Genomic DNA, 19359 nt, shown 5'->3' on the forward strand with positions numbered 1-19359 from the left:
GGGGGCGCGGGGGCGGGGGCCGCAGCGGTCACGGCTCCGGCGGCGGGCACGGCGGCCACACCGGCGAACGCGACCGCCAGGGCTAGAGCGGGTAATCGCATCGGACTACTTTCTCGATTGAGGAACTGTCCGCTGATCACATTCTCTTTCGCCCTGTTCAGTCAATGCGCCATTGGAACCAGCGCTGAGCTGCTCTTATGTTCGCAAATTCTTGCAACCACCCCGCTCCGAGCCTGGTGGAGGAGTCGGCGCGCGCGACCGGGCGGCAGCGGGGGCGCCCCGGCCCGCGACATGAGCCGCGCTACTCGCGCGCCCCGTCCCCGCCGGTTATCGCCGCCCGTCCACCGGTGCGCGCGCACGCTCGGCGGAGAATGCGGGGCATGCATGATGTGGAGATCCGGGAAGGCACGATCCGGCTGGGCCAGCTGCTGAAGCTGGCGGGGCTCGCCGAGCACGGCGCGGACGCGAAGGCCCTGCTCGAAGAAGGCGAAGTGCTGGTCAACGACGAGGTCGAGACCCGGCGGGGACGTCAGCTCACGCCGGGCGACCGGATCGCCCTCGGCGACGAGGTCGTGCGGGTCGTGGCCCGCTGATCACCCGCGCACGCGAACGGCCCGGTCCCTGTCCGGGAGCCGGGCCGTCGTGAGCGCTGGAGCGGGTCAGTGGAAGGAGTCGCCGCAGGCGCAGGAGCCGCCCGCGTTCGGGTTGTCGATCGTGAAGCCCTGCTTCTCGATGGTGTCGACGAAGTCGATGACCGCGCCCTCCACGTACGGGGCGCTCATCCGGTCGACGACCACGTCGAGGCCCTCGAAGCCACGCCGGGCGTCGCCGTCGAGCGAACGCTCGTCGAAGAACAGCTGGTAGCGCAGGCCCGCGCAGCCACCGGGCTGGACGGCGATGCGCAGGTGCATGTCATCGCGGCCCTCCTGCTCCAGCAGCGCCTTGGCCTTCTGCGCCGCGGAGTCGGTCAAGGTGACACCGTGCGAGGGCGCCTCGCTCTCGATCGTGGTCTGGGCGGTCATGACTCTCCCTAGAGGTCTCGCTCGTCCGCTTCCGGCGTGACGTCCAACGTCGGCGCCGACCCGAGATATTCCTGCCGACGCGGGTCGGGGAACGGTGACTCGGGAGGCGAGTCGTGTTGGTCTACCTGCCCCCATGGTGGCACAGACCGCGCCGATTCCCGCGTGAACGTCCCCGCATGTGGACGAGCGCACCCGCCGGGCGGGCGGCCTCCGGCCGAACGCACGGTCACGTGCGCCCACTCGAGTGGCGTCGAATACCCTGGAGGTGTGAGGTTCCTTCGCCGTAGCAGCGCTGAGCAGACCGCGACCGACGACTCTCCCGCCGAGGGCACCGACGTCGGCTCGGACTCCGCCCGCGATCGCACTCCCGGCAAGGGGCGGGCCACGCCGAAGCGCCGCGAGGCCGAGAGCCGCCGCCGCGGCCCGGTGGCGCCGCCGCCGAAGACGCAGCGCGAGGCGATGAAGCGCGCCCGCGGCAACAAGGAGGAGCGCCGCAAGGCCTCCCGCGAACGCCGTGAGCGGATGATGGCCGGCGACGACCGCTACCTCATGCCCCGCGACCGCGGCCCGGTGCGCGCTTACGTGCGCGACATCGTGGACACCCGCAGGCACATGATGGGCATGTTCATGCCGCTGGTGCTGATCGTGTTCGTCACCACGCTGGTGCAGAACATCCTCGTGCAGCAGTACGCCACCTTGGCCTGCCTGGTGCTGCTGCTGACGATGCTGTTCGAGGGCACCCTGCTGGCTCGCGCGGTGAACAAGCGGGTGCGCGCGAAGTTCCCGGACGCGACCGACCGGCCGCTGTCGCTGGGCTGGTACGCCTTCACCCGCGCGATGCAGCTGCGCCGCCTCCGCGTCCCGCGCCCCCGCCTCACCCCGAAGGACTTCCACAAGATCGGCTGACCTTCGGCGAGAGCCGTTCGGAATGATCTTTTGATCCTCGTCCTGCCAGCGGCGAAGCCGATGGGCAGTGACCACCCCCGCAACCGGCACCGCGGCGGGTTCTCAGCCGTCTTCTCGCGAGGACAGCCCTCGTGGCGGAGCCACTCGGGGAATCGATCCCGCAGCGAGAAGACAGCTGAGAACCCGCCACCCGCCCCACAAGCCAGATCACCCTTAGGCTCGGGGACATGGAGTTCCGGCGTCTTGGCAACAGTGGTCTGTCCATCAGTGAGATCGCCTACGGCAACTGGCTGACTCACGGTTCCCAGGTCGAGGAGGACGCCGCGCGCGCCTGCGTGCGCGCCGCCCTCGACGTGGGCATCACCACCTTCGACACCGCCGACGTGTACGCGCAGACGAAGGCCGAGTCGGTGCTCGGGCGGGCGCTTTCCGGTCAGCGCCGGGAAGGCCTGGAGATCTTCACCAAGGTCTACTTCCCCACCGGCGACGGGCCGAACGATCGCGGCCTGGGGCGCAAGCACATCATCGAATCCTGCAACGCCTCGCTGACCCGGCTGCAGACCGACTACGTCGACCTCTACCAGGCGCACCGGTTCGACCCCACGGTGCCGATGGAGGAGACGATGAGCGCGTTCGCGGACCTGGTCCGGCAGGGCAAGGCGCTCTACATCGGCGTCTCCGAGTGGACGGCCGAGCAGCTCACCCGCGGCGCCGAACTGGCCAGGGAGCTGTCGGTGCCGCTGATCTCGAACCAGCCGGAGTACTCGATGCTGTGGCGCGTCATCGAGTCCCAAGTGGTGCCCGCCAGCGAGCGCGAGGGCATCGGCCAGATCGTGTTCTCCCCGATCGCCCAGGGAGTGCTCACCGGCAAGTACCTGCCGGGCGAGCAGCCGCCCGCCGGTTCGCGGGCGACCGACGAGGGCGGCGGTTCCTCGATGATCTCCCGGTGGATGCGCGACGACGTGCTGGGCGCGGTGCAGCGGCTCAAGCCGATCGCGAGCGACCTGGGGCTGTCCACCGCGCAGCTCGCCGTGGCGTGGGTGCTGCAGAACCCGAACGTCTCGGCGGCGATCATCGGCGCGTCCCGGCCGGAGCAGGTCGCCGACAACGCCGCCGCCTCCGGCGTGGAGCTCGGCGAGGACGTGCTGGACCGGATCGACGACGTGCTCGGCGAACTCGTCACCGGTGATCCGCGCCGGACCCGGTCGCACTGACCCCACCGGCCTCGTGAGCTGTCCCGCGGATCACCCGCCGAGGAACTCCGCGGGTGATCCGGGACGGGTACGGTTCGACCAGCCGCTCACCCGAACGCAGGAGGTCCCCGGTGTCCGCGTCCGCCCCCGCACGCACGCTGGTGCTCGGTGGTGCCCGGTCCGGGAAGTCCGCGCACGCCGAAGGTCTCGTCGGCGCGGACGAGTCCGTCAGCTACGTCGCGACCTCCCGCCACGACCCGGCCGACGCCGAGTGGACCGAGCGCATCGCCGCGCACGTCGCCCGCAGGCCCGCGAGCTGGACCACCGTGGAGGCGAGCGCACCCGAATCCTTGATCACCACGCTGCGCGGGGCGTCCGCGGGTGGGCCGACGCTGCTGGTCGACGACCTGGCGACCTGGCTCACCGGCGCGCTCGACGACGCGGGCGCCTGGGAACGCGACCCGGCGGCGCTGCGGGAGGTCGACGCGCACTGCACGGCGCTCGCCGACGCCACCGCCGCCTGCGCGGCCCGCCTGGTGCTGGTCTCGGCCGAGGTCGGACTCGGCATCGTGCCCGCGACCAGGTCTGGAAGACTTTTCCGCGACCGGCTCGGCGAGCTCAACGCGCTGCTCGCCGAACGCTGCGACGAGGTGCTGCTGCTCGTCGCCGGTGTCCCGCTGCGGTTGCGCTGAACCCCTGCCCGCGCCCGCACCGACCACGGAGGTAACCCTTGTCCACCGCACCCGAGAACACCCCGATCCGGTTCGGCGCCGTGCAGTCCCCGGACGACCAGGCGCGGCGGCAGGCGGTGGCCCGGCAGGAGCAGCTCACCAAACCGGCCGGGTCGCTGGGCCGGTTGGAGGAGCTCGGCGTGTGGGTCGCGAGCCGCCAGGGCACCTGCCCGCCGCGCGCGTTCACCCGGCCCCGCGTGGTGATCTTCGCCGGGGACCACGGGGTCGCCGAGCACGGCGTGTCGGCCTACCCCAGCGAGGTCACCGGCCAGATGGTGCGCAACTTCCTCGACGGCGGGGCCGCGGTGAACGCGCTGGCCCGCGCGAACGGGGCCACGGTGCGGGTGCTGGACGTGGCGGTGAACGCGGAGACGCCGCAGGTCGTCGCCGCCCGCAAGGTCCGCCGCGGCTCCGGTGCGATCGACCGCGAGGACGCGCTCACCGAGGACCAGGTGCGGGCCGCGATCGAAGCGGGCCGCGACACCGCCGACGAGGAGATCGACTCCGGCGCGGACCTGCTCATCGCCGGGGACATGGGCATCGGCAACACCACGCCCGCCGCGGTGCTCATCGCCGCGCTCACCGGCATCGAACCGGTCGCCGTCGTGGGGCGCGGCACCGGCATCGACGACAACGCGTGGATGCGCAAGACCGCCGCGATCCGCGACGCGCTGCGCCGGGCCCGGCCGGTCTTGAACGACCCGGTGGCGCTGCTGCGCACGTCCGGTGGCGCGGACATCGCCGCGCTGGCCGGGTTCCTCGCGCAGGCCGCGGTGCGGCGCACCCCGGTGCTGCTGGACGGCGTGGTCGTCGGCGCGGCGGCGATGGTCGCCGAGGAGCTCACCCCCGGCGCGCGGCAGTGGTGGCTGGCCGGTCACCGCTCGGCCGAACCGGGCGGCGCGCTGGTGCTCGAACACCTCGACCTGAGCCCGATCCTCGACCTGGAGCTGCGGCTCGGCGAAGGTTCCGGGGCCTTGACCGCGCTGCCGGTGCTGTCGGCCGCGGTGCACGTGCTCGCCGAGATGGCCACGTTCGGCGAGGCCGGGGTCGGCGGCCCGACCTCCGCCGAGGCCACCGGCCCGGACGCCGGCGAGCAAGAACTGTGACGGTGCACGTGCTCGACGGCTCGGCGGGCCCGCGGTGAACGGTCTGCTGCTGGCGCTGTCCTGGCTGACGGTGCTGCCGCTTCCCTCCCGCGAGGTCGACGCCCGCGCCTGCCGCCAGGCGATCGCGCTGGCACCGCTGGTGGGCGCGCTGCTCGGCGCGTTCGGCGCGGCCCTGCTGTGGGCGCTGAGCGCGCTGGGCGCCCCCGGCCTGCTGGCCGGGCTGCTGACCGTGGCGGCGTGGGCGCTGGTCACCCGGGGCATGCACGTGGACGGGCTCGCCGACACCGTCGACGGCCTCGGCTGCTACGGGCCGCCGGAGCGGGCGCTGTCGGTGATGCGCGACGGCGGCGCGGGGCCGTTCGCGGTCGTCGCGCTGATCGTCGTCGTCGGGGTCCAGGCGAGCGCGCTCGCGGAACTCGCGGCGTCCGGGCAGTGGGTCGCCGTGGTCACCGCCTGCGCGGTGGGCCGGGCCGCGTTCGTGTTCTGCTGCCGCCGCGGGCTTCCCGCGGCCCGCCCGGAGGGCATGGGCTCGCTGGTCGCGGGCACCCAGCCGTGGTGGGTGGTGGCCGCGTGGTGGGGCGTGCTGCTGATCGGTGGCGCGTTCGCGCTGCCCGGAGCGTGGTGGCTCGGACCGTTCTCGGTGCTGCTGGCGGGCGGTTTCCTGCTGGTGTTCACCGCGCACGTGCGGCGGCGGTTCGGCGGCGTCACCGGCGACGTCCTCGGCGCCGCCACCGAACTCACCACCACCCTCGTGCTGGCCGTGTCGGTGCTGAGCTGAGCGCTCATCCCCCGGCGATCGACGGGATGATCCTGATCTCCGTGCCCTCCCGCACCCGCGACCCGGCACCGTCGAGCGACCGGCACTCCGCGTCGTCGAGGTAGAAGTTGACGTAGCGCCGCAAGGCGCGGCTCTCGTCCCGCAGCCGCCGTTCCAGAGCAGGATGCCGCAGGCCCACCACGTCGAGCACGCCCCCGAGCGTGGCGTCCTGCACCTCGATCTCCATCCGCTGCGCGCCGTCCGCGTGCTCGCGCAGCAGTCGCGGCAGCAGCACCGTCACCCGCATCGCCATCACCTCACACGACCGCCGCGCGCAGCGACAGCACGTCGGGCAAGTGGCTCGCGACCTGCCGCCAGTCGTCGCCGTCACCGCTGCCCGCGTACACCTCGCCGCTGCGGGAGCCGAAGTACACCCCGGCCGGGTCCGCGTCGTCCACGCACAGCGCGTCGCGCATCACCGCCGACCAGAACCGGTCCGGCAGCCCCCGCGACAGCGCCGTCCACGACTCCCCCGCGTCCTCGCTGCGGTAGACGCGGCACCGCCCGTCCGGCGGGTAGCGCGTCGCGTCGGCGGTCAGCGGGAACCCGTACACGACGTCGGGGCGGTGCGGGTGCGTGACGATCGGGAAGCCGAAGTCGCTGGGCAGGCCGTCGGCGATGGACTGCCAAGTCGCCGCGTCGTCGTCGCTGCGGTAGACGCCGTGGTGGTTCTGCAGGAAGAACCGCTCCGGCTTCGCCGGGTGCCGGGCGACCTTGTGCACGCACTGGCCGAACTCCGGGTACGGGTCCGGGTAGAAGTAGGCCTTGATGCCGGTGTTGCTCGCCTGCCAGCTGAGGCCGCCGTCGGCCGTCCGGTAGACGCCGCCCGCGGACATCGCCACCACCGCGCGCTCGCGGTCGTGCGGGTGCGGCAGCACGGTGTGCACCGCCATCCCCCCGAAGCCCGGTGTCCAGTGCTCGCGGTGCGGGTGGTCCCACAGGCCGCGCACCAGCTCGAACGTCCGGCCGCGGTCCTCGGAGCGGAACAGCGCCGACGGCTCGGTCCCCGCGTAGACCACGTCGGGCTGGTCCACCGGTCCCGGCGCGAGCTGCCACACGCGTTCCAGTGCGCCCCCGGTGTCGGCGGGGAACGCGATCGGAGCCGCCTCCGGCTCCTGCCAGGTGGCGCCGAGGTCGTCGCTGGTCACGACGCTGGGCCCGAAGTGCGTGCTGGAGGCGCCGACGAGCAGCCGCGGCGAACTCCGGGTGTCCACGGCGACGGCGTAGATCTCGGCCATGGGCAGGTGCGGCCCGGTGACCTCCCAATCCGCGCAGCCGCGGCGGTGCGCCAGCCACAGCCCCTTGCGGGTGCCGATCAAGAGCAGAACGTGGTTCGACATGCCCGTCTCTCCCCGAGTGGTGATGCGCGTCACCAGGAAGCTACTCCGGGGCACCGACGACCACTCGGGCCGAAAGCAACGACACCCTCCCCGACCTGCGGAGAGGGTGTCGCCGGAAACGGGTCGTCAGGCCAGCGGGACCATCCAGCCGTGCTCGTCGGCCGCGGTGCCCTGCTGGATGGCGGTGAGCCGCTCGCGCAGCCGCATCGTCACCTCGCCGGCTCGGCCGTCGGCCATGCCGAACTCGCCGTCCTGGTGCTTCACGTGCCCGACGGGGGTGATCACGGCAGCGGTGCCGCAGGCGAACACCTCGGTGAGCTCACCGGAGCGGGCGCGCTTCTCCCACTCGTCGGTGGTGATCCGCCGCTCCTCCACGGGCAATCCCAAGTCCTCGCCCAGCTGGAGCACCGAGGAACGGGTGACGCCGGGCAGCAGGCTGCCGGACAGCTCGGGGGTGACCAGGCGCGCGTCGGAACCGGAGCCGAAGACGAAGAACAGGTTCATCCCGCCCATCTCCTCGACCGCCCGGCGCTCCACCGCGTCCAGCCACACCACCTGGTCGCAGCCGTTCTCCACGGCCTGGGCCTGCGCGACGAACGAGGCCGCGTAGTTGCCCGCGAACTTGGCCGCACCGGTGCCGCCGGGAGCGGCCCGCACGTACTCGTGTCCGAGCCACACCGTGACCGGCTTGATCCCGCCGGAGAAGTACGAGCCCGCGGGCGAGGCGATCACCGAGTACAGGTACTCGTTCGCCGGGCGGTTCACGCCGAGGCTGACCTCGGTGGAGATCATGAACGGCCGCAGGTACAGCGAGCTCTCCCCCACCTCCGGCACCCACGCGCGGTCGACGTCGGTCAGGTCGCGCAGCGAGTCGAGGAACACCTGCTCGGGCAGTTCGGGCATCGCGATGCGCCGCGCCGAGCGCTGGAACCGCTGCGCGTTCTGCTCCGGGCGGAACGCCGCGATGGTGCCGTCGGGCTGCTGGTAGGCCTTCAGCCCTTCGAAGATCGCCTGCGCGTAGTGCAGCACCGTCGTGGCGGGGTCGAGTTCGAGCGAGTGGTACGCCTCGATCCTCGCGTCGTGCCAACCGCGCTCCGCGGAGAACCGCACGGTCGCCATGTGATCGGTGAAGAACTTCCCGAAACCGGGATTCGCCAATACGTCCGCGCGGTGCGCCTCGGTGGCGAGATGCGAACTGGGAAACCGGGAGAACGAGAGTCCTTCTGTCATGCGGGTACCGTATCGCGCGCCTCAGAACAGTGGAAACCGGTACACCAGTGGTCGGTCCTCCTAGTTTCCCGGGCTCAGCGACGGCGTTCGTACCGGTCCCGCTACGAAGCGGGCGAAGCCGTACCTGATGATCGCGGCGTCGCTCTATGATGGACGCATGACTCACCCGGAGAACCTGCCCGTGAGCGGGCCGACGACGGTGCAGCAGGACACGCTGGCCGCCGCATTGGGCCTGCTGATGCCGCTGGGCGGCGGACTGCTGGTCATGTGGGGCTACGCCTGGCTGGGCGTGTTCGGCGGGATTCTCGGTGCCGCCGGCGTCGCCTGGTGGGGTTTCTGGTGGTACGGCAAGCACAAGACGCTGTTCCCGAAGGACCTGCGCGGCGGCCAGGTGGGCGGCATCGCCGCCCTCGCGGCGGTGTTCGGCCTGTTCTTCTTCCTGGCCCTCTGACCCGGGGCCGAGCGCACCGCGAGCCGTGGCTCGGCGGTCCTCGGCGAACGCGGTCAGGACACCAGGCCCTCGGGCAACGAGGGCAGCGGCCATGCGGGGTCCGGGCGGGCGTCGCAGTAGCTGCCGTCGAACGGGAACCTGCCGCGTTCGGCGAGGTCCGCCATCCGTTCGCCCTCCGCGCGCAACCGGCTCAGCCGCGCCTGGTCGATGCGGCCGGCGGTGAGCGCCGAGCTCAGCTCGTCCTCGTCCTTCCAACCCCACTTGCCGTCGGGGAAGACCTCCAGGTCCAGCACGCCGTCGACGCGGTTCACACCGGTCTCGTCGCGGCCGAGCGGCACCTCGAGGTTCACGTACCAGTTGCGGAAGGTGCCGTCGGCCTCGAAGAACCACCACACCGAAGACCACTGCTCGGCGAACACGAGCCGCAGCGTGGCGGTGGTGTGCCAGACCGACAGCGCGGGCACCCGGACGCCGGAGAACCGCTCGTGCAGCGGGAGTTCGCGGGGCTTGCGGCCGTCCGGCGACGTGGTGATGCGGATCGGCGTGCCCGGCAGCACCCAGCACAGCACCCGGTCCGGGGCGTCGCTGACCACGCGCGCCGGGTGCACCGTGCCCAACGATCCGTCGAGCCGCCAGAACCGGTAGAGGATGTCCGAGCCCGGCGCCCACTTCCCCGGGGCGGCGTCGAGCCGTGCACCACGTTCCGGACCGCTTTCGAGCATGCCGACCTCAACTCCAGCGCCGAGAGACCAGGCCCGCGAGCAACGGACCGGCGATGACCACCACGAGCGTTCCGAGCATCGCATGAACGGGCATGCTCATGGCCAGGATCACCGCCAATCCCATGCCCAGGCAGGCGGACCGCATCCGCCACACCTGGTCGTCGGCGAGCAGCACCCGCGCGGCGGCGTTGGCCAGCGCGTGGTGCACGAGCAGGCAGCACGAGGCGAACGCCATCGCGGGCACCGGCTGCACCAGCAGGGCCACCACTGCCGCGGCGACACCCGCGCACAGGTCCAGCAGGTACGGCGTCCCGGCGCGGCTCTCGCGGGCCAGCGCGGCGGGCAGGTCCTGATCGCGCTGCACGGCCAGCGCGGTGGAGCGCAACGACTCCAGGACGCCCAGCAGCACGGGGAACAGCGCGAGTCCCACGGCGGTGCCGACCATCGGCCGCAGCCGCCCGCCGGCAGCGGCGTCGAGCGCGTCGAGCAGCGGTTGCCCGGACAGCGCCAGCCGCGCCGGGCCGAGCTGGTGCAGCAACGCCCAGGCCAGCAGCGACACCACGACCCCGGTGACGACCAGGGAGGCGACGACGCCCCACTTCACGATCACGCCCCGGTGCCGGTCCCGTTCCTCGGCCGGGGCGGTGAGCCGTTCGAAGCCGAGGAAGCCGAAGAACAGCACGCCCGCCGCACCGGTGATCCCGATGGCGCCGTCCTCCTGCACGGCGGGCATCGCCGGGGATTCGGGCGGCTCGATCGCGAAGCACACCGCGATCACCAGCCCCACCACCGCCAGCGTGAGCAGCAGCCAGAGCCAGGCGGCGGCGCCGCGGATCCGCAGGCCCGCGGTCGCGGCCAGCACCACCAGCAGCACGATCGCCGAGGAGACGACCGGCGGCGCGGCGGGCATCGCGTGCTCGGCGATCACCCTGGCGATCGCGGCCAGCGCCGCGACCTTCCCCGCCAGCGCGGTGGCGGCTCCGAACCGCGCGGGCAGCACGCCCAGCCGCGCGCGGATGCACGCGTATCCGGCGCCGGGACCCCGGTAGCTCGCGGACTGGTGCGCCGAGGCCAGCGCGCTGCAGGCCACCGCGACCAGGACCAGCGGCACCGCGAGCAGCAGCAGCGGCCCGGCGGCGAGCGCGGCGGGCGCGATGCCGACGAACAGGCCCGCGCCGAGCATGCCGCCCAGCGCGAGCGGCAGCGCCGAACCGATCGAGCGCCGGGCCCGCCCCCTGCGGGCGGACTCCGCCGGTGAGCTCGCCGCTTGCTCCGCGACCTGTTGCGCCACCCGACCACCCTCGCAGAACGCCGTTTCCGCCGGCACCGTCCGCCGGTCGACATCGGCCGGGCGCACCCGTCCGGCGGCTCCGATCCCGGTGCCGCGGCCTCGGCGCACCCCGGCCTGCGGGGGCACAGCCTACGCATCGGGTCCGGCGGGCGTGGCGGCTCAGCGCCTCCGCGGCCCCTCCGGCCTTCGCCGATCGTGCCACGCCATGTGGTGGCCCGGTTCCGGAGCGTGCCGATGCGTGCGCGGACGGGCGCGCGTTCGGGCTGGTCATCGACTTCGCCGCGAGAACACCTCCGAGTCCGAGTGACGTTCTTCCGAGCGAGCCGACCACAGCTGGTCACGGCTCCCGCCGGACCGCGCGGACGAGCGCGACGCCGCCTCGGCTTGAGCACATCGGGGGAAGTCGGAGGCCGAGCGCACCGAGCACTGATCAACGCGGGGCTAAGCTCGGTGCGGAACGGCGCGGCCGGTGCGCGAGCCCCGGACCGCCTGTCAGATCCACCTCGGCCCGTTGCTTCTAGAGTGGCGGGCGCGGGAAGACCTTCCGACCAGGTCAAGCCCGCCGGGGACCCGGTCCCCGCGTTCGACGACCACCATCGACGGCGAATCGCCCGGAGGAACACACGTGAGCACGCCGAAACTCGCCCTCACCGACACCAAGGCCGCGAAGCTGACCGCGGACGTCCTGGTCATCGGTACCGTCTCCGGTGCCGACGGTCCGGAGATCGCGCCCGGCGGCGAGGAGGTGGCCGCGGCCTTCGACGGTGATCTGGCGAAGGTGCTCGCGACGCTCGGCGCCACCGGCAAGGCCGAAGAGGTCGTGAAGCTGCCCGCGAGCGGGCTGCGCGCGGACGTGCTGCTGGCCGTCGGCCTCGGCAAGATCGCCGGCGATGCCCCCACCGGCGAGCAGGTGCGCCGCGCCGCGGGCTCCGCGGCTCGCGCTCTCAGCGGCGTCGGCCACGCCGCGACCACGCTGGGCGCGCTGGACCTCGCCGCGACCGTGCAGGGCACCGTGCTGGGCGCCTACTCGTTCCGCAAGTACAAGTCCGAGCCCGGCGACGACCCGGTCGGCCAGGTCGACCTGATCGTGCCGGACGCGAAGGACGACGCGGCCAAGCACGCGCTCAAGGGCGGCACCGCGATCGGCGAGTCCGTCACCATCGCCCGCGACCTGATCAACACCCCGCCGAACGACCTGTTCCCCGCCTCGTTCGCCGAGCGCGCGAGCGAGCTCGCCCGCTCCGCCGGGCTGGAGGTCGAGGTGCTCGACGAGGCGGCGCTGCGCAAGGGCGGCTTCGGCGGAATCCTCGGCGTCGGCGCCGGTTCGAGCCGCCCGCCGCGCCTGGTCCGGCTGCGGCACAAGGGCCCGAAGGCCGCGAAGAAGGTCGCGCTGGTCGGCAAGGGCGTCACCTTCGACACCGGTGGCATCTCGCTCAAGCCCGCGGCCTCGATGGACGAGATGACCTCGGACATGTCCGGCGCCGCCGCGGTGATCGCGACGATGGTGCTGGTCTCGAAGCTGAACTACCCGCTGGACGTGACCGCCACGGTGCCGATGGTGGAGAACATGCCCTCCGGCACCGCCTACCGGCCGGGCGACGTGCTGAGCATGTACGGCGGCAAGACCGTCGAGATCCTCAACACCGACGCCGAAGGCCGCTTGATCCTCGCCGACGCCATCGTGCGGGCGGCCGAGGACGAGCCGGACTACCTGATCGAGACCTCCACGCTCACCGGCGCGCAGGTCGTGGCGCTGGGCAAGCGCACGCCCGCGGTGATGGGCGACGAGGACTTCCGCGACCGGGTCGCGAAGCTCTCGCAGGCCACCGGTGAGGGCGCCTGGCCGATGCCGCTGCCCGAGGAGCTGCGCGGCGACCTGGACTCGAAGCTCGCCGACCTGGCCAACGTCGCCGGGCACCGCTGGGGCGGCATGCTCTCGGCGGGGCTGTTCCTGAAGGAGTTCGTCGCCGAGGGCCTGCCGTGGGCGCACATCGACGTCGCCGGTCCGGCGTACAACACGAACTCGCCGTGGGGCTACACCTCGAAGGGCGGCACCGGCGTCCCGGTGCGGACCATCGCGGCCGTGCTCGCCGACATCGCCGAGAACGGCTGACGCCGAGCCCGTGCTCTGCCCGGAGGCCCGTCGAGTGCGCTCGGCGGGCCTCCCGCGCGTCGTGACTCCGCCGGATCCGCGCTGTGAGGCGCGTCTCAAAGGGATCACCACTGGCCACACCCGCGATGCCAGGATGGGGTGGTGAGCGACTCCATCGGGCGGCAGCCGACCCCACCCGCGCCGGCGAGCCACGGTTTCGCGGTCGAAGTGGTGTGGACCGGCAACACCGGCGCGGGCACCAGCAGCTACCACAGCTACGAGCGGACCCACGAGGTGCGCTCGGAGGGCAAGAACCCCATCGAGGCCTCCGCGGATCCCGCGTTCCTCGGCGACTCCGACCGGTACAACCCGGAGGAGCTGCTGATCGCCTCGCTGTCGCAGTGCCACATGCTGTGGTTCCTGCACTTGGCGGCGGACCACGGGGTGGTGGTGATCGGCTACCACGACCGGGCGCAGGGGGTGCTCGCGGAGAACGCCGACGGCTCCGGCCGGTTCCGCGAAGTCGTGCTCAGCCCCGAGGTGACCGTCGAGGACCTGGCCAGCGTGGACGTCGCGGAAGCGCTGCACGAACGGGCCCACGAGCTCTGCTACATCTCGAAGTCGGTGAACTTCCCGGTGCGCCTGGCACCGTCCACCCGCGTCGCGAACTAGCGCAGGTCGCGGCGCCGCTCGCGGTCCCGTAAGACTCGCTGGCGGGCCTGGTAGTCGCGCATCCGCTGCGGGTAGCCGAGCTTCGCGACCTCGTAGCAGGGCAGGCCGTGCTTGCGGGCGAAGCGGAACGCCGCCTCGGGACCGCTCACCCGGCGCCGGGTCCACTCGCCGTCGTGGGCGACCAGCAGGACCGTGGTCTCGGTGACCGTGGTGCGGGGTTCGACGAACGCCTCCACGCCGTGGCGCTGCTGCGCCCAGGCCCGCAGGTGGTCGGAGTCACGCGAATCGGCGGGGCGGCCGGTGCCCCGCCTGCGGCGGAAACGATCGAACAGACCCACAGCATTCGCCTCCCCGAACCTGGAAGCCCGGCCGCCCGGATTCGATTCACCTCGGGCACCACCGCACTCGGAACGCCTTCGAAAACCAGTGCTCCCGTTCGCGATGATGCCACCGGACGCCTGTGACGAAGCTGAGAATCGGAAAAAACGATTCAGTGGCGTCGCGCACGTTCAAGCGATCAGAACGAGCCCACGTCGCGTCGTCCCTTCGGGTGGTGACAAGATGGCTGCCAGGTGTTCCGTGCCTCGCGCGACAGCCGGGACGGCGACGCCTCAGCGATTCAACGATGGCTGTCGAGGAGTGCGAAGTGACCGACACGTCCGCCGATCTGGTCATTCTCGGCGGCGGTTCGGGCGGCTACGCCTGCGCTTTCCGCGCGGCTGAGCTGGGCCTGTCCGTCGTCCTCATTGAAAAGGACAAGCTCGGGGGGACTTGCCTGCATCGCGGGTGCATTCCCACCAAGGCTTTGCTGCACGCCGCGGAGATCGCCGACTCCGCGCGCGACGGAGATCAGTTCGGTGTCAAGACCTCCCTGGAGGGCATCGACATCGCGGGGGTGAACTCCTACAAGGACGGTGTCGTCGGCAAGCTCTACAAGGGCCTGCAGGGCCTCGCCAAGGCGCACAAGGTGACGCTGGTCGAAGGCGCGGGCACCCTGGTCGACGCGAACACCGTCGAGGTCGACGGCACCCGCTACACCGGCAAGAACATCGTGCTGGCCACCGGTTCGTACTCCAAGTCGCTGCCGGGCCTGGAGCTCGGCGGCCGGGTCATCGCCAGCGAGCAGGCGCTGAACCTGGACTACGTGCCGGAGAAGGTCGTGGTGCTCGGCGGCGGCGTGATCGGCGTGGAGTTCGCCAGCGTGTGGCGCTCCTTCGGCGCCGAGGTCAACATCGTCGAGGCCCTCCCGCACCTGGTGCCCAACGAGGACGAGTTCGCCTCCAAGCAGCTGGAACGCGCGTTCCGCAAGCGCGGCATCAAGTTCAAGACCGGCGTGAAGTTCACCGGCGCCACCCAGACCGACTCCGGTGTCTCGGTGAGCCTGGAGAACGGCGACCAGCTCGACGCGGACCTGCTGCTGGTGGCCGTCGGCCGCGGACCGAACACCGCGGGCCACGGCTACGAGGAAGCGGGCATCAAGCTGGAGCGCGGTTTCGTCGTCACCGACGACCGCCTGCGCACCAGCCTCCCCGGCGTCTACGCGGTCGGCGACATCGTGCCCGGCCTGCAGCTGGCGCACCGCGGTTTCCAGCAGGGCGTGTTCATCGCCGAGGAGATCGCGGGCCAGAACCCGCAGGCCATCGATGAGGCCGGCATCCCGCGCGTCACCTACAGCCACCCCGAGGTCGCCTCGGTGGGCCTGACCGAGAGCGCCGCGAAGGACCAGTACGGCTCGGTGCAGACCTTCACCTACGACCTCGCCGGAAACGGCAAGAGCCAGATCCTCAAGACGGCGGGCGCGGTGAAGCTGGTCCGCGCCACCGACGGGCCGGTGCTCGGCCTGCACCTGGTCGGCGACCGGGTCGGCGAGCTCATCGGCGAAGCCCAGTTGATCTACAACTGGGAGGCGCTGCCGGAGGACGTGGCACCGCTGGTGCACGCCCACCCCACGCAGACCGAGGCCCTCGGCGAGGCGCACCTCGCCTTGGCGGGCAAGCCGTTGCACGTCCACGGCTGACCTGCCCCGGTCCGCAACCCGCACCAGCACAGCACCCCGCCACACCGCACGAGGAGTCAGCGACCGATGTCCTTCTCCGTCCAGATGCCCGCGCTAGGCGAAAGCGTCAGCGAGGGCACGATCACCCGGTGGCTCAAGCAGGTCGGCGACACCGTCGAGGTCGACGAACCCCTGCTGGAGGTCTCCACCGACAAGGTCGACACCGAGATCCCGTCCCCGGCCGCCGGTGTGCTGCAGCGCATCGTCGCCGAGGAGGACGACACGGTGGAGATCGGCGGCGAGCTCGCCGTCATCGGTGACAGCGCCGATGGCGGGTCCGCCGCCCCGGCGCAGGAAGCGCCCGCCGCGGAGCCCGCCCCGGCGCAGGAGTCCGCTCCGGCGGCTCCGGCCCAGGAGGCCCCGGCCGCCGAGCAGCCCGCGGCTCCCACCGCTCCCGCTTCCGGTGGTTCGGCGCAGGGCACCGAGGTGCCGATGCCCGCGCTGGGCGAAAGCGTCAGCGAGGGCACGATCACCCGGTGGCTCAAGCAGGTCGGCGACACCGTCGAGGTCGACGAACCCCTGCTGGAGGTCTCCACCGACAAGGTCGACACCGAGATCCCCTCACCGGTGGCGGGCACGCTGCTGGAGATCGCCGCGAACGAGGACGACACCGTCGAGGTCGGCGGCAAGCTGGCCGTGGTCGGTGAGCAGGGCGCCGCACCGGCGGCCCCGGCGCAGCCCGCGCCGGAACCCGCTCCGGCCGCCCCGGCTCCCGAGCCGAAGCCGGAACCGGCCGCCGCGGCCCAGCCCGCCGCTCCGGCCCGGCCCGCGGCCCCGGCGCAGCCCGCCGCGCCCGCGCAGCCCGCGTCGTCGGCCCCGTCCGGGAGCACCCCGTACGTGACGCCGCTGGTGCGCAAGCTGGCCAACCAGCACGGCATCGACCTGTCCCAGGTCCAGGGCAGCGGCGTCGGCGGTCGCATCCGCAAGCAGGACGTGCAGGCCGCGGTGGACGCCGCGAAGTCGCAGACCGCCGCTCCGGCGGCTCCGGCGGCGGCGAAGTCCAGCGCTCCGGCCCGGCAGGTCGAGCAGTCGGACGAGGCCGACGCGCTGCGCGGCACCACGCAGAAGATGTCCCGCCTGCGCCAGCTGCTGGCCCGTCGCATGGTCGAGTCGCTGCAGACCGCCGCTCAGCTGACCACGGTGATCGAGGTCGACGTGACCCGCATCGCCAAGCTGCGCCAGCAGGCGAAGGGCACCTTCGAGGCCGCGGAGGGCGTGAAGCTGTCCTTCCTGCCCTTCTTCGCGAAGGCCGCGACCGAGGCGCTCAAGCTGCACCCGAAGGTCAACGCCTCGGTCAACGAGGAGACCAAGGAGATCACCTACCACGCGGCCGAGCACCTGTCGGTCGCCGTGGACACGCCGCGCGGGCTGGTCTCGCCGGTGATCCACGACGCCGGGGACCTCAACCTCGGCGGGCTGGCCCGCAAGATCTCCGACGTGGCCGAGCGCACCCGGAACAACAAGCTCAAGCCCGACGAGCTGTCCGGGGGCACGTTCACGATCACCAACACCGGCAGCCGCGGCGCGCTGTTCGACACCCCGATCCTGAACCCGCCGCAGGTGGGCATGCTGGGCACGGGGACCGTCGTGAAGCGTCCCGTGGTGGTCTCCGACGACAACGGCGGCGACACCATCGCGATCCGCTCGATGGTGTACCTGGCGCTGTCCTACGACCACCGGCTGGTCGACGGCGCGGACGCGGCGCGGTTCCTGAGCACGCTCAAGCAGCGGCTGGAGGACGGCGCGTTCGAGGCCGACCTGGGCCTGTGACGCCCCGGGTGTGACATTTCCGCGAAGGGCCGCTCACCTGCGGGTGGGCGGCCCTTCGCGTCGTCCGGGCGGCACCGGGGCCGGGAAATGTGTCGCGCACGGAAGATCGTTGCGGGACGATCGGGGCATGCGCGTGGTTATCGCCGGTTCGTCCGGGTTGATCGGCACGAGTCTCGTGGCCGCGTTGCGGCAAGGCGAGCACGAGGTGCGGCGGCTGGTGCGGCGGCGCCCGGAAGCACCTGACGAGCACGGCTGGGACCCGGCCGAGGACTTGCTCGACGAGGAGGCGCTGGCCGGCGCGGACGCGGTGGTGAACCTGTGCGGTGCGGGGCTGGCGGACCGCCGCTGGAGCACCGAGCGCAAGGAGCTGCTGGTGTCCTCGCGGGTGCGGCCGACCGCACTGCTGGCCGAGGCGGTGGCCCGGCACGGCGTACCGACGCTGATCAACGGTTCGGCGGTCGGCTTCTACGGCGACACCGGCGAGCTGCCGGTGACCGAGTCGTCGCCACCGGGATCGGGTTTCCTCGCGGACCTGTGCCGCCAGTGGGAGGCGGCGACCAGCCCGGCGGTGGGCGCGGGAGCGCGCGTCGTGCGGTCGCGCACCGGCTTGGTGATCGCGCCCTCGGGCGGTCTCATCGGTCGGCTCAAACCGCTGTTCTCGGTGCTGCTGGGCGCCAAGCTCGGCGACGGCACGCAGTACATGCCGTGGATCTCGCTGGACGACGCGGTGGGCGCGCTCCGGTTCCTGGTCGAGCACGAGGACGTGTCGGGGCCGGTGAACCTGACCGGACCGGCGCCGGTGACGAACGCCGAGTTCACCCGCGCACTGGGTGCCGCCCTGGGGCGGCCCGCGCCGTGGACGGTGCCGGAGTTCGTGCTGCGCACCGCGCTGGGCCAGGTGGCCGACGAGGCCCTGCTGACGGGCCAGCGCGCGCTCCCGGAACAGCTGGACGAACACGGCTACCCGTTCGCCCACCCGACCCTGGACGCCGCCCTGACCCCCGTCACGGGCTGAACGCGCCCCTCCGTCCTCGCGGCGAAGCCGTGCCTGCGCGAACGCCGGATAGCCCCCTCGGTCAGCTGCCTTCTCGCGAGCACGGCATTCGTGCGTGCGGAGCCACTCGCGGAGTTGATCCCGCGGCGAGAAGGACGCCGAGCCACCCGACCCCTACGCGGAACGAGCGGGAACAGCCCTCGGCGTAGCCTGGCACCGTGAGTCGTGCGGAGATGTCATGTCGCGCCTCGACCGATCCGGTCGACGTGCGTGAACTGGGAAGAATCGACTACCTGGACGCCTGGGACCTCCAGCGGGAACTGGCCACGAGCCGCGCTGAGGGCTCCGGGCCGGACACCCTGCTGCTGCTGGAGCACCCGTCGGTGTACACCGCCGGGAAGCGCACCCAGCCGGAGGATCGGCCGCAGGACGGGACGCCGGTGATCGACGTGGACCGCGGCGGCAAGATCACGTGGCACGGTCCGGGGCAGATCGTGGGCTACCCGATCCTCGGGCTGTCCGATCCGATCGACGTCGTCGACTACGTGCGCCGCCTGGAGCAGGGCTTGATCCGCACGTGCGCGCGGTTCGGCGTGGCGACCGGCCGGGTGGAGGGGCGCAGCGGCGTGTGGCTCGCGGCGGACGACGTCCTCCCGGAGCGCAAGATCGCGGCGATCGGGATCCGGGTGCAGCGCGGCGTGACGATGCACGGCTTGGAGCTCAACTGCACCCCGGACATGGGCCAGTTCGACCGGATCGTCCCGTGCGGCATCCGGGACGCGGGGGTCACGTCGTTGTCGGCGGAGCTGGGACGTGAGGTACCGATCGACGAAGTGCTGCCGTTGGTCCGCCAGGACGTGCTGGACGCCGTGGACGGGGCGCTGCCGGTGACGGAGTCCGACATCCCGCGAGTGGAGCCGGAGGCCGCCGGGGTGACGCTGGCGTTGGATCCGACCCTCCGCTGAC

The 19359-nt window shown here is 72.3% G+C and carries 20 protein-coding genes; 13 read left to right on the top strand and 7 right to left on the bottom strand.

The window, feature by feature from the left end; all coding sequences use genetic code 11:
* Positions 1 to 380: 380 nt before the first annotated feature.
* The gene (locus tag OOZ19_RS29185) at positions 381 to 593 is read left to right on the top strand and encodes an RNA-binding S4 domain-containing protein (protein ID WP_266093390.1); all 213 of its coding nucleotides are present in this window, start codon (positions 381 to 383) and stop codon (positions 591 to 593) included.
* Between the two features lie 66 nt (positions 594 to 659).
* Here the strand turns inward: OOZ19_RS29185 and OOZ19_RS29190 are convergent, their stop codons facing one another.
* Positions 660 to 1022: a HesB/IscA family protein gene (locus OOZ19_RS29190; protein WP_266093391.1), complete on the bottom strand. Its 363-nt coding sequence runs from the start codon at positions 1020 to 1022 to the stop codon at positions 660 to 662.
* Positions 1023 to 1289: 267 nt separating this feature from the next.
* On the opposite strand from OOZ19_RS29190, the gene OOZ19_RS29195 reads away from it, so the two are divergent.
* From OOZ19_RS29195 to cobS, 5 genes are all read left to right on the top strand, one after another.
* Positions 1290 to 1928 carry a DUF3043 domain-containing protein gene (locus OOZ19_RS29195; RefSeq protein WP_266093392.1) on the top strand — a complete coding sequence of 213 codons (639 nt, stop codon included), beginning with the start codon at positions 1290 to 1292 and terminating at the stop codon, positions 1926 to 1928.
* Positions 1929 to 2155: 227 nt separating this feature from the next.
* A complete protein-coding gene (locus OOZ19_RS29200; protein WP_266093393.1) occupies positions 2156 to 3142 on the top strand; it encodes an aldo/keto reductase family protein in 987 nt (328 codons plus the stop codon).
* Between the two features lie 110 nt (positions 3143 to 3252).
* Positions 3253 to 3813 carry a bifunctional adenosylcobinamide kinase/adenosylcobinamide-phosphate guanylyltransferase gene (cobU, locus tag OOZ19_RS29205; protein WP_266093394.1) on the top strand — a complete coding sequence of 187 codons (561 nt, stop codon included), beginning with the start codon at positions 3253 to 3255 and terminating at the stop codon, positions 3811 to 3813.
* Positions 3814 to 3851: 38 nt separating this feature from the next.
* Complete coding sequence (gene cobT / locus OOZ19_RS29210; protein ID WP_266093395.1) at positions 3852 to 4958, top strand: nicotinate-nucleotide--dimethylbenzimidazole phosphoribosyltransferase; 1107 nt, start codon at positions 3852 to 3854, stop codon at positions 4956 to 4958.
* Positions 4959 to 4992: 34 nt separating this feature from the next.
* Positions 4993 to 5736: an adenosylcobinamide-GDP ribazoletransferase gene (gene cobS, locus OOZ19_RS29215; protein WP_266093396.1), complete on the top strand. Its 744-nt coding sequence runs from the start codon at positions 4993 to 4995 to the stop codon at positions 5734 to 5736.
* 4 nt (positions 5737 to 5740) lie between these two features.
* On the opposite strand, the gene OOZ19_RS29220 is transcribed toward cobS, so the two are convergent.
* From OOZ19_RS29220 to OOZ19_RS29230, 3 genes are all read right to left on the bottom strand, one after another.
* Entirely contained in the window at positions 5741 to 6022 is a 282-nt protein-coding gene (locus OOZ19_RS29220) for a MoaD/ThiS family protein (protein ID WP_266093397.1), read from the bottom strand.
* Between the two features lie 10 nt (positions 6023 to 6032).
* A complete protein-coding gene (locus OOZ19_RS29225) occupies positions 6033 to 7115 on the bottom strand; it encodes a WD40/YVTN/BNR-like repeat-containing protein (RefSeq protein WP_266093398.1) in 1083 nt (360 codons plus the stop codon).
* 126 nt (positions 7116 to 7241) lie between these two features.
* Complete coding sequence (locus OOZ19_RS29230; RefSeq protein ID WP_266093399.1) at positions 7242 to 8345, bottom strand: branched-chain amino acid aminotransferase; 1104 nt, start codon at positions 8343 to 8345, stop codon at positions 7242 to 7244.
* A 157-nt stretch (positions 8346 to 8502) separates the two neighbouring features.
* On the opposite strand from OOZ19_RS29230, the gene OOZ19_RS29235 reads away from it, so the two are divergent.
* A complete protein-coding gene (locus OOZ19_RS29235) occupies positions 8503 to 8796 on the top strand; it encodes a hypothetical protein (protein ID WP_184477874.1) in 294 nt (97 codons plus the stop codon).
* Between the two features lie 53 nt (positions 8797 to 8849).
* On the opposite strand, the gene OOZ19_RS29240 is transcribed toward OOZ19_RS29235, so the two are convergent.
* Positions 8850 to 9518 (bottom strand): DUF402 domain-containing protein, encoded by a 669-nt coding sequence (locus OOZ19_RS29240; protein ID WP_266093400.1) that lies wholly within the window; start codon positions 9516 to 9518, stop codon positions 8850 to 8852.
* A 7-nt stretch (positions 9519 to 9525) separates the two neighbouring features.
* Positions 9526 to 10809, bottom strand: a complete 1284-nt coding sequence (locus tag OOZ19_RS29245) for an APC family permease (RefSeq protein ID WP_266093401.1) — start codon at positions 10807 to 10809, stop codon at positions 9526 to 9528.
* Between the two features lie 625 nt (positions 10810 to 11434).
* Here OOZ19_RS29245 and OOZ19_RS29250 point away from each other — a divergent pair.
* Both OOZ19_RS29250 and OOZ19_RS29255 read left to right on the top strand, forming a co-directional pair.
* On the top strand, positions 11435 to 12922 hold the full coding sequence (locus OOZ19_RS29250) for a leucyl aminopeptidase (RefSeq protein WP_266093402.1): 1488 nt from the start codon (positions 11435 to 11437) through the stop codon (positions 12920 to 12922).
* A 141-nt stretch (positions 12923 to 13063) separates the two neighbouring features.
* Entirely contained in the window at positions 13064 to 13573 is a 510-nt protein-coding gene (locus OOZ19_RS29255) for an OsmC family protein (RefSeq protein WP_266093403.1), read from the top strand.
* Here OOZ19_RS29255 and OOZ19_RS29260 read toward each other — a convergent pair.
* Positions 13570 to 13911 (bottom strand): oxidoreductase, encoded by a 342-nt coding sequence (locus OOZ19_RS29260; RefSeq protein WP_266093404.1) that lies wholly within the window; start codon positions 13909 to 13911, stop codon positions 13570 to 13572. The genes OOZ19_RS29255 and OOZ19_RS29260 overlap by 4 nt on opposite strands.
* A gap of 308 nt (positions 13912 to 14219) precedes the next feature.
* Here OOZ19_RS29260 and lpdA point away from each other — a divergent pair, with 308 nt between their 5' ends.
* The 4 genes from lpdA to lipB all read left to right on the top strand — a co-directional run bounded on the left by lpdA (position 14220) and on the right by lipB (position 19358).
* Entirely contained in the window at positions 14220 to 15590 is a 1371-nt protein-coding gene (lpdA, locus tag OOZ19_RS29265; RefSeq protein WP_266093405.1) for a dihydrolipoyl dehydrogenase, read from the top strand.
* Between the two features lie 66 nt (positions 15591 to 15656).
* The gene (gene sucB / locus OOZ19_RS29270) at positions 15657 to 17399 is read left to right on the top strand and encodes a 2-oxoglutarate dehydrogenase, E2 component, dihydrolipoamide succinyltransferase (protein WP_266093406.1); all 1743 of its coding nucleotides are present in this window, start codon (positions 15657 to 15659) and stop codon (positions 17397 to 17399) included.
* Between the two features lie 127 nt (positions 17400 to 17526).
* The gene (locus OOZ19_RS29275; protein WP_266093407.1) at positions 17527 to 18414 is read left to right on the top strand and encodes a TIGR01777 family oxidoreductase; all 888 of its coding nucleotides are present in this window, start codon (positions 17527 to 17529) and stop codon (positions 18412 to 18414) included.
* Positions 18415 to 18626: 212 nt separating this feature from the next.
* Positions 18627 to 19358, top strand: a complete 732-nt coding sequence (gene lipB, locus OOZ19_RS29280; protein ID WP_416309523.1) for a lipoyl(octanoyl) transferase LipB — start codon at positions 18627 to 18629, stop codon at positions 19356 to 19358.
* Position 19359: the final 1 nt, after the last annotated feature.

The sequence above is a fragment of the Saccharopolyspora sp. NFXS83 genome (genome assembly GCF_026241095.1).
In the GTDB taxonomy this organism is placed as follows: domain Bacteria; phylum Actinomycetota; class Actinomycetes; order Mycobacteriales; family Pseudonocardiaceae; genus Saccharopolyspora_C.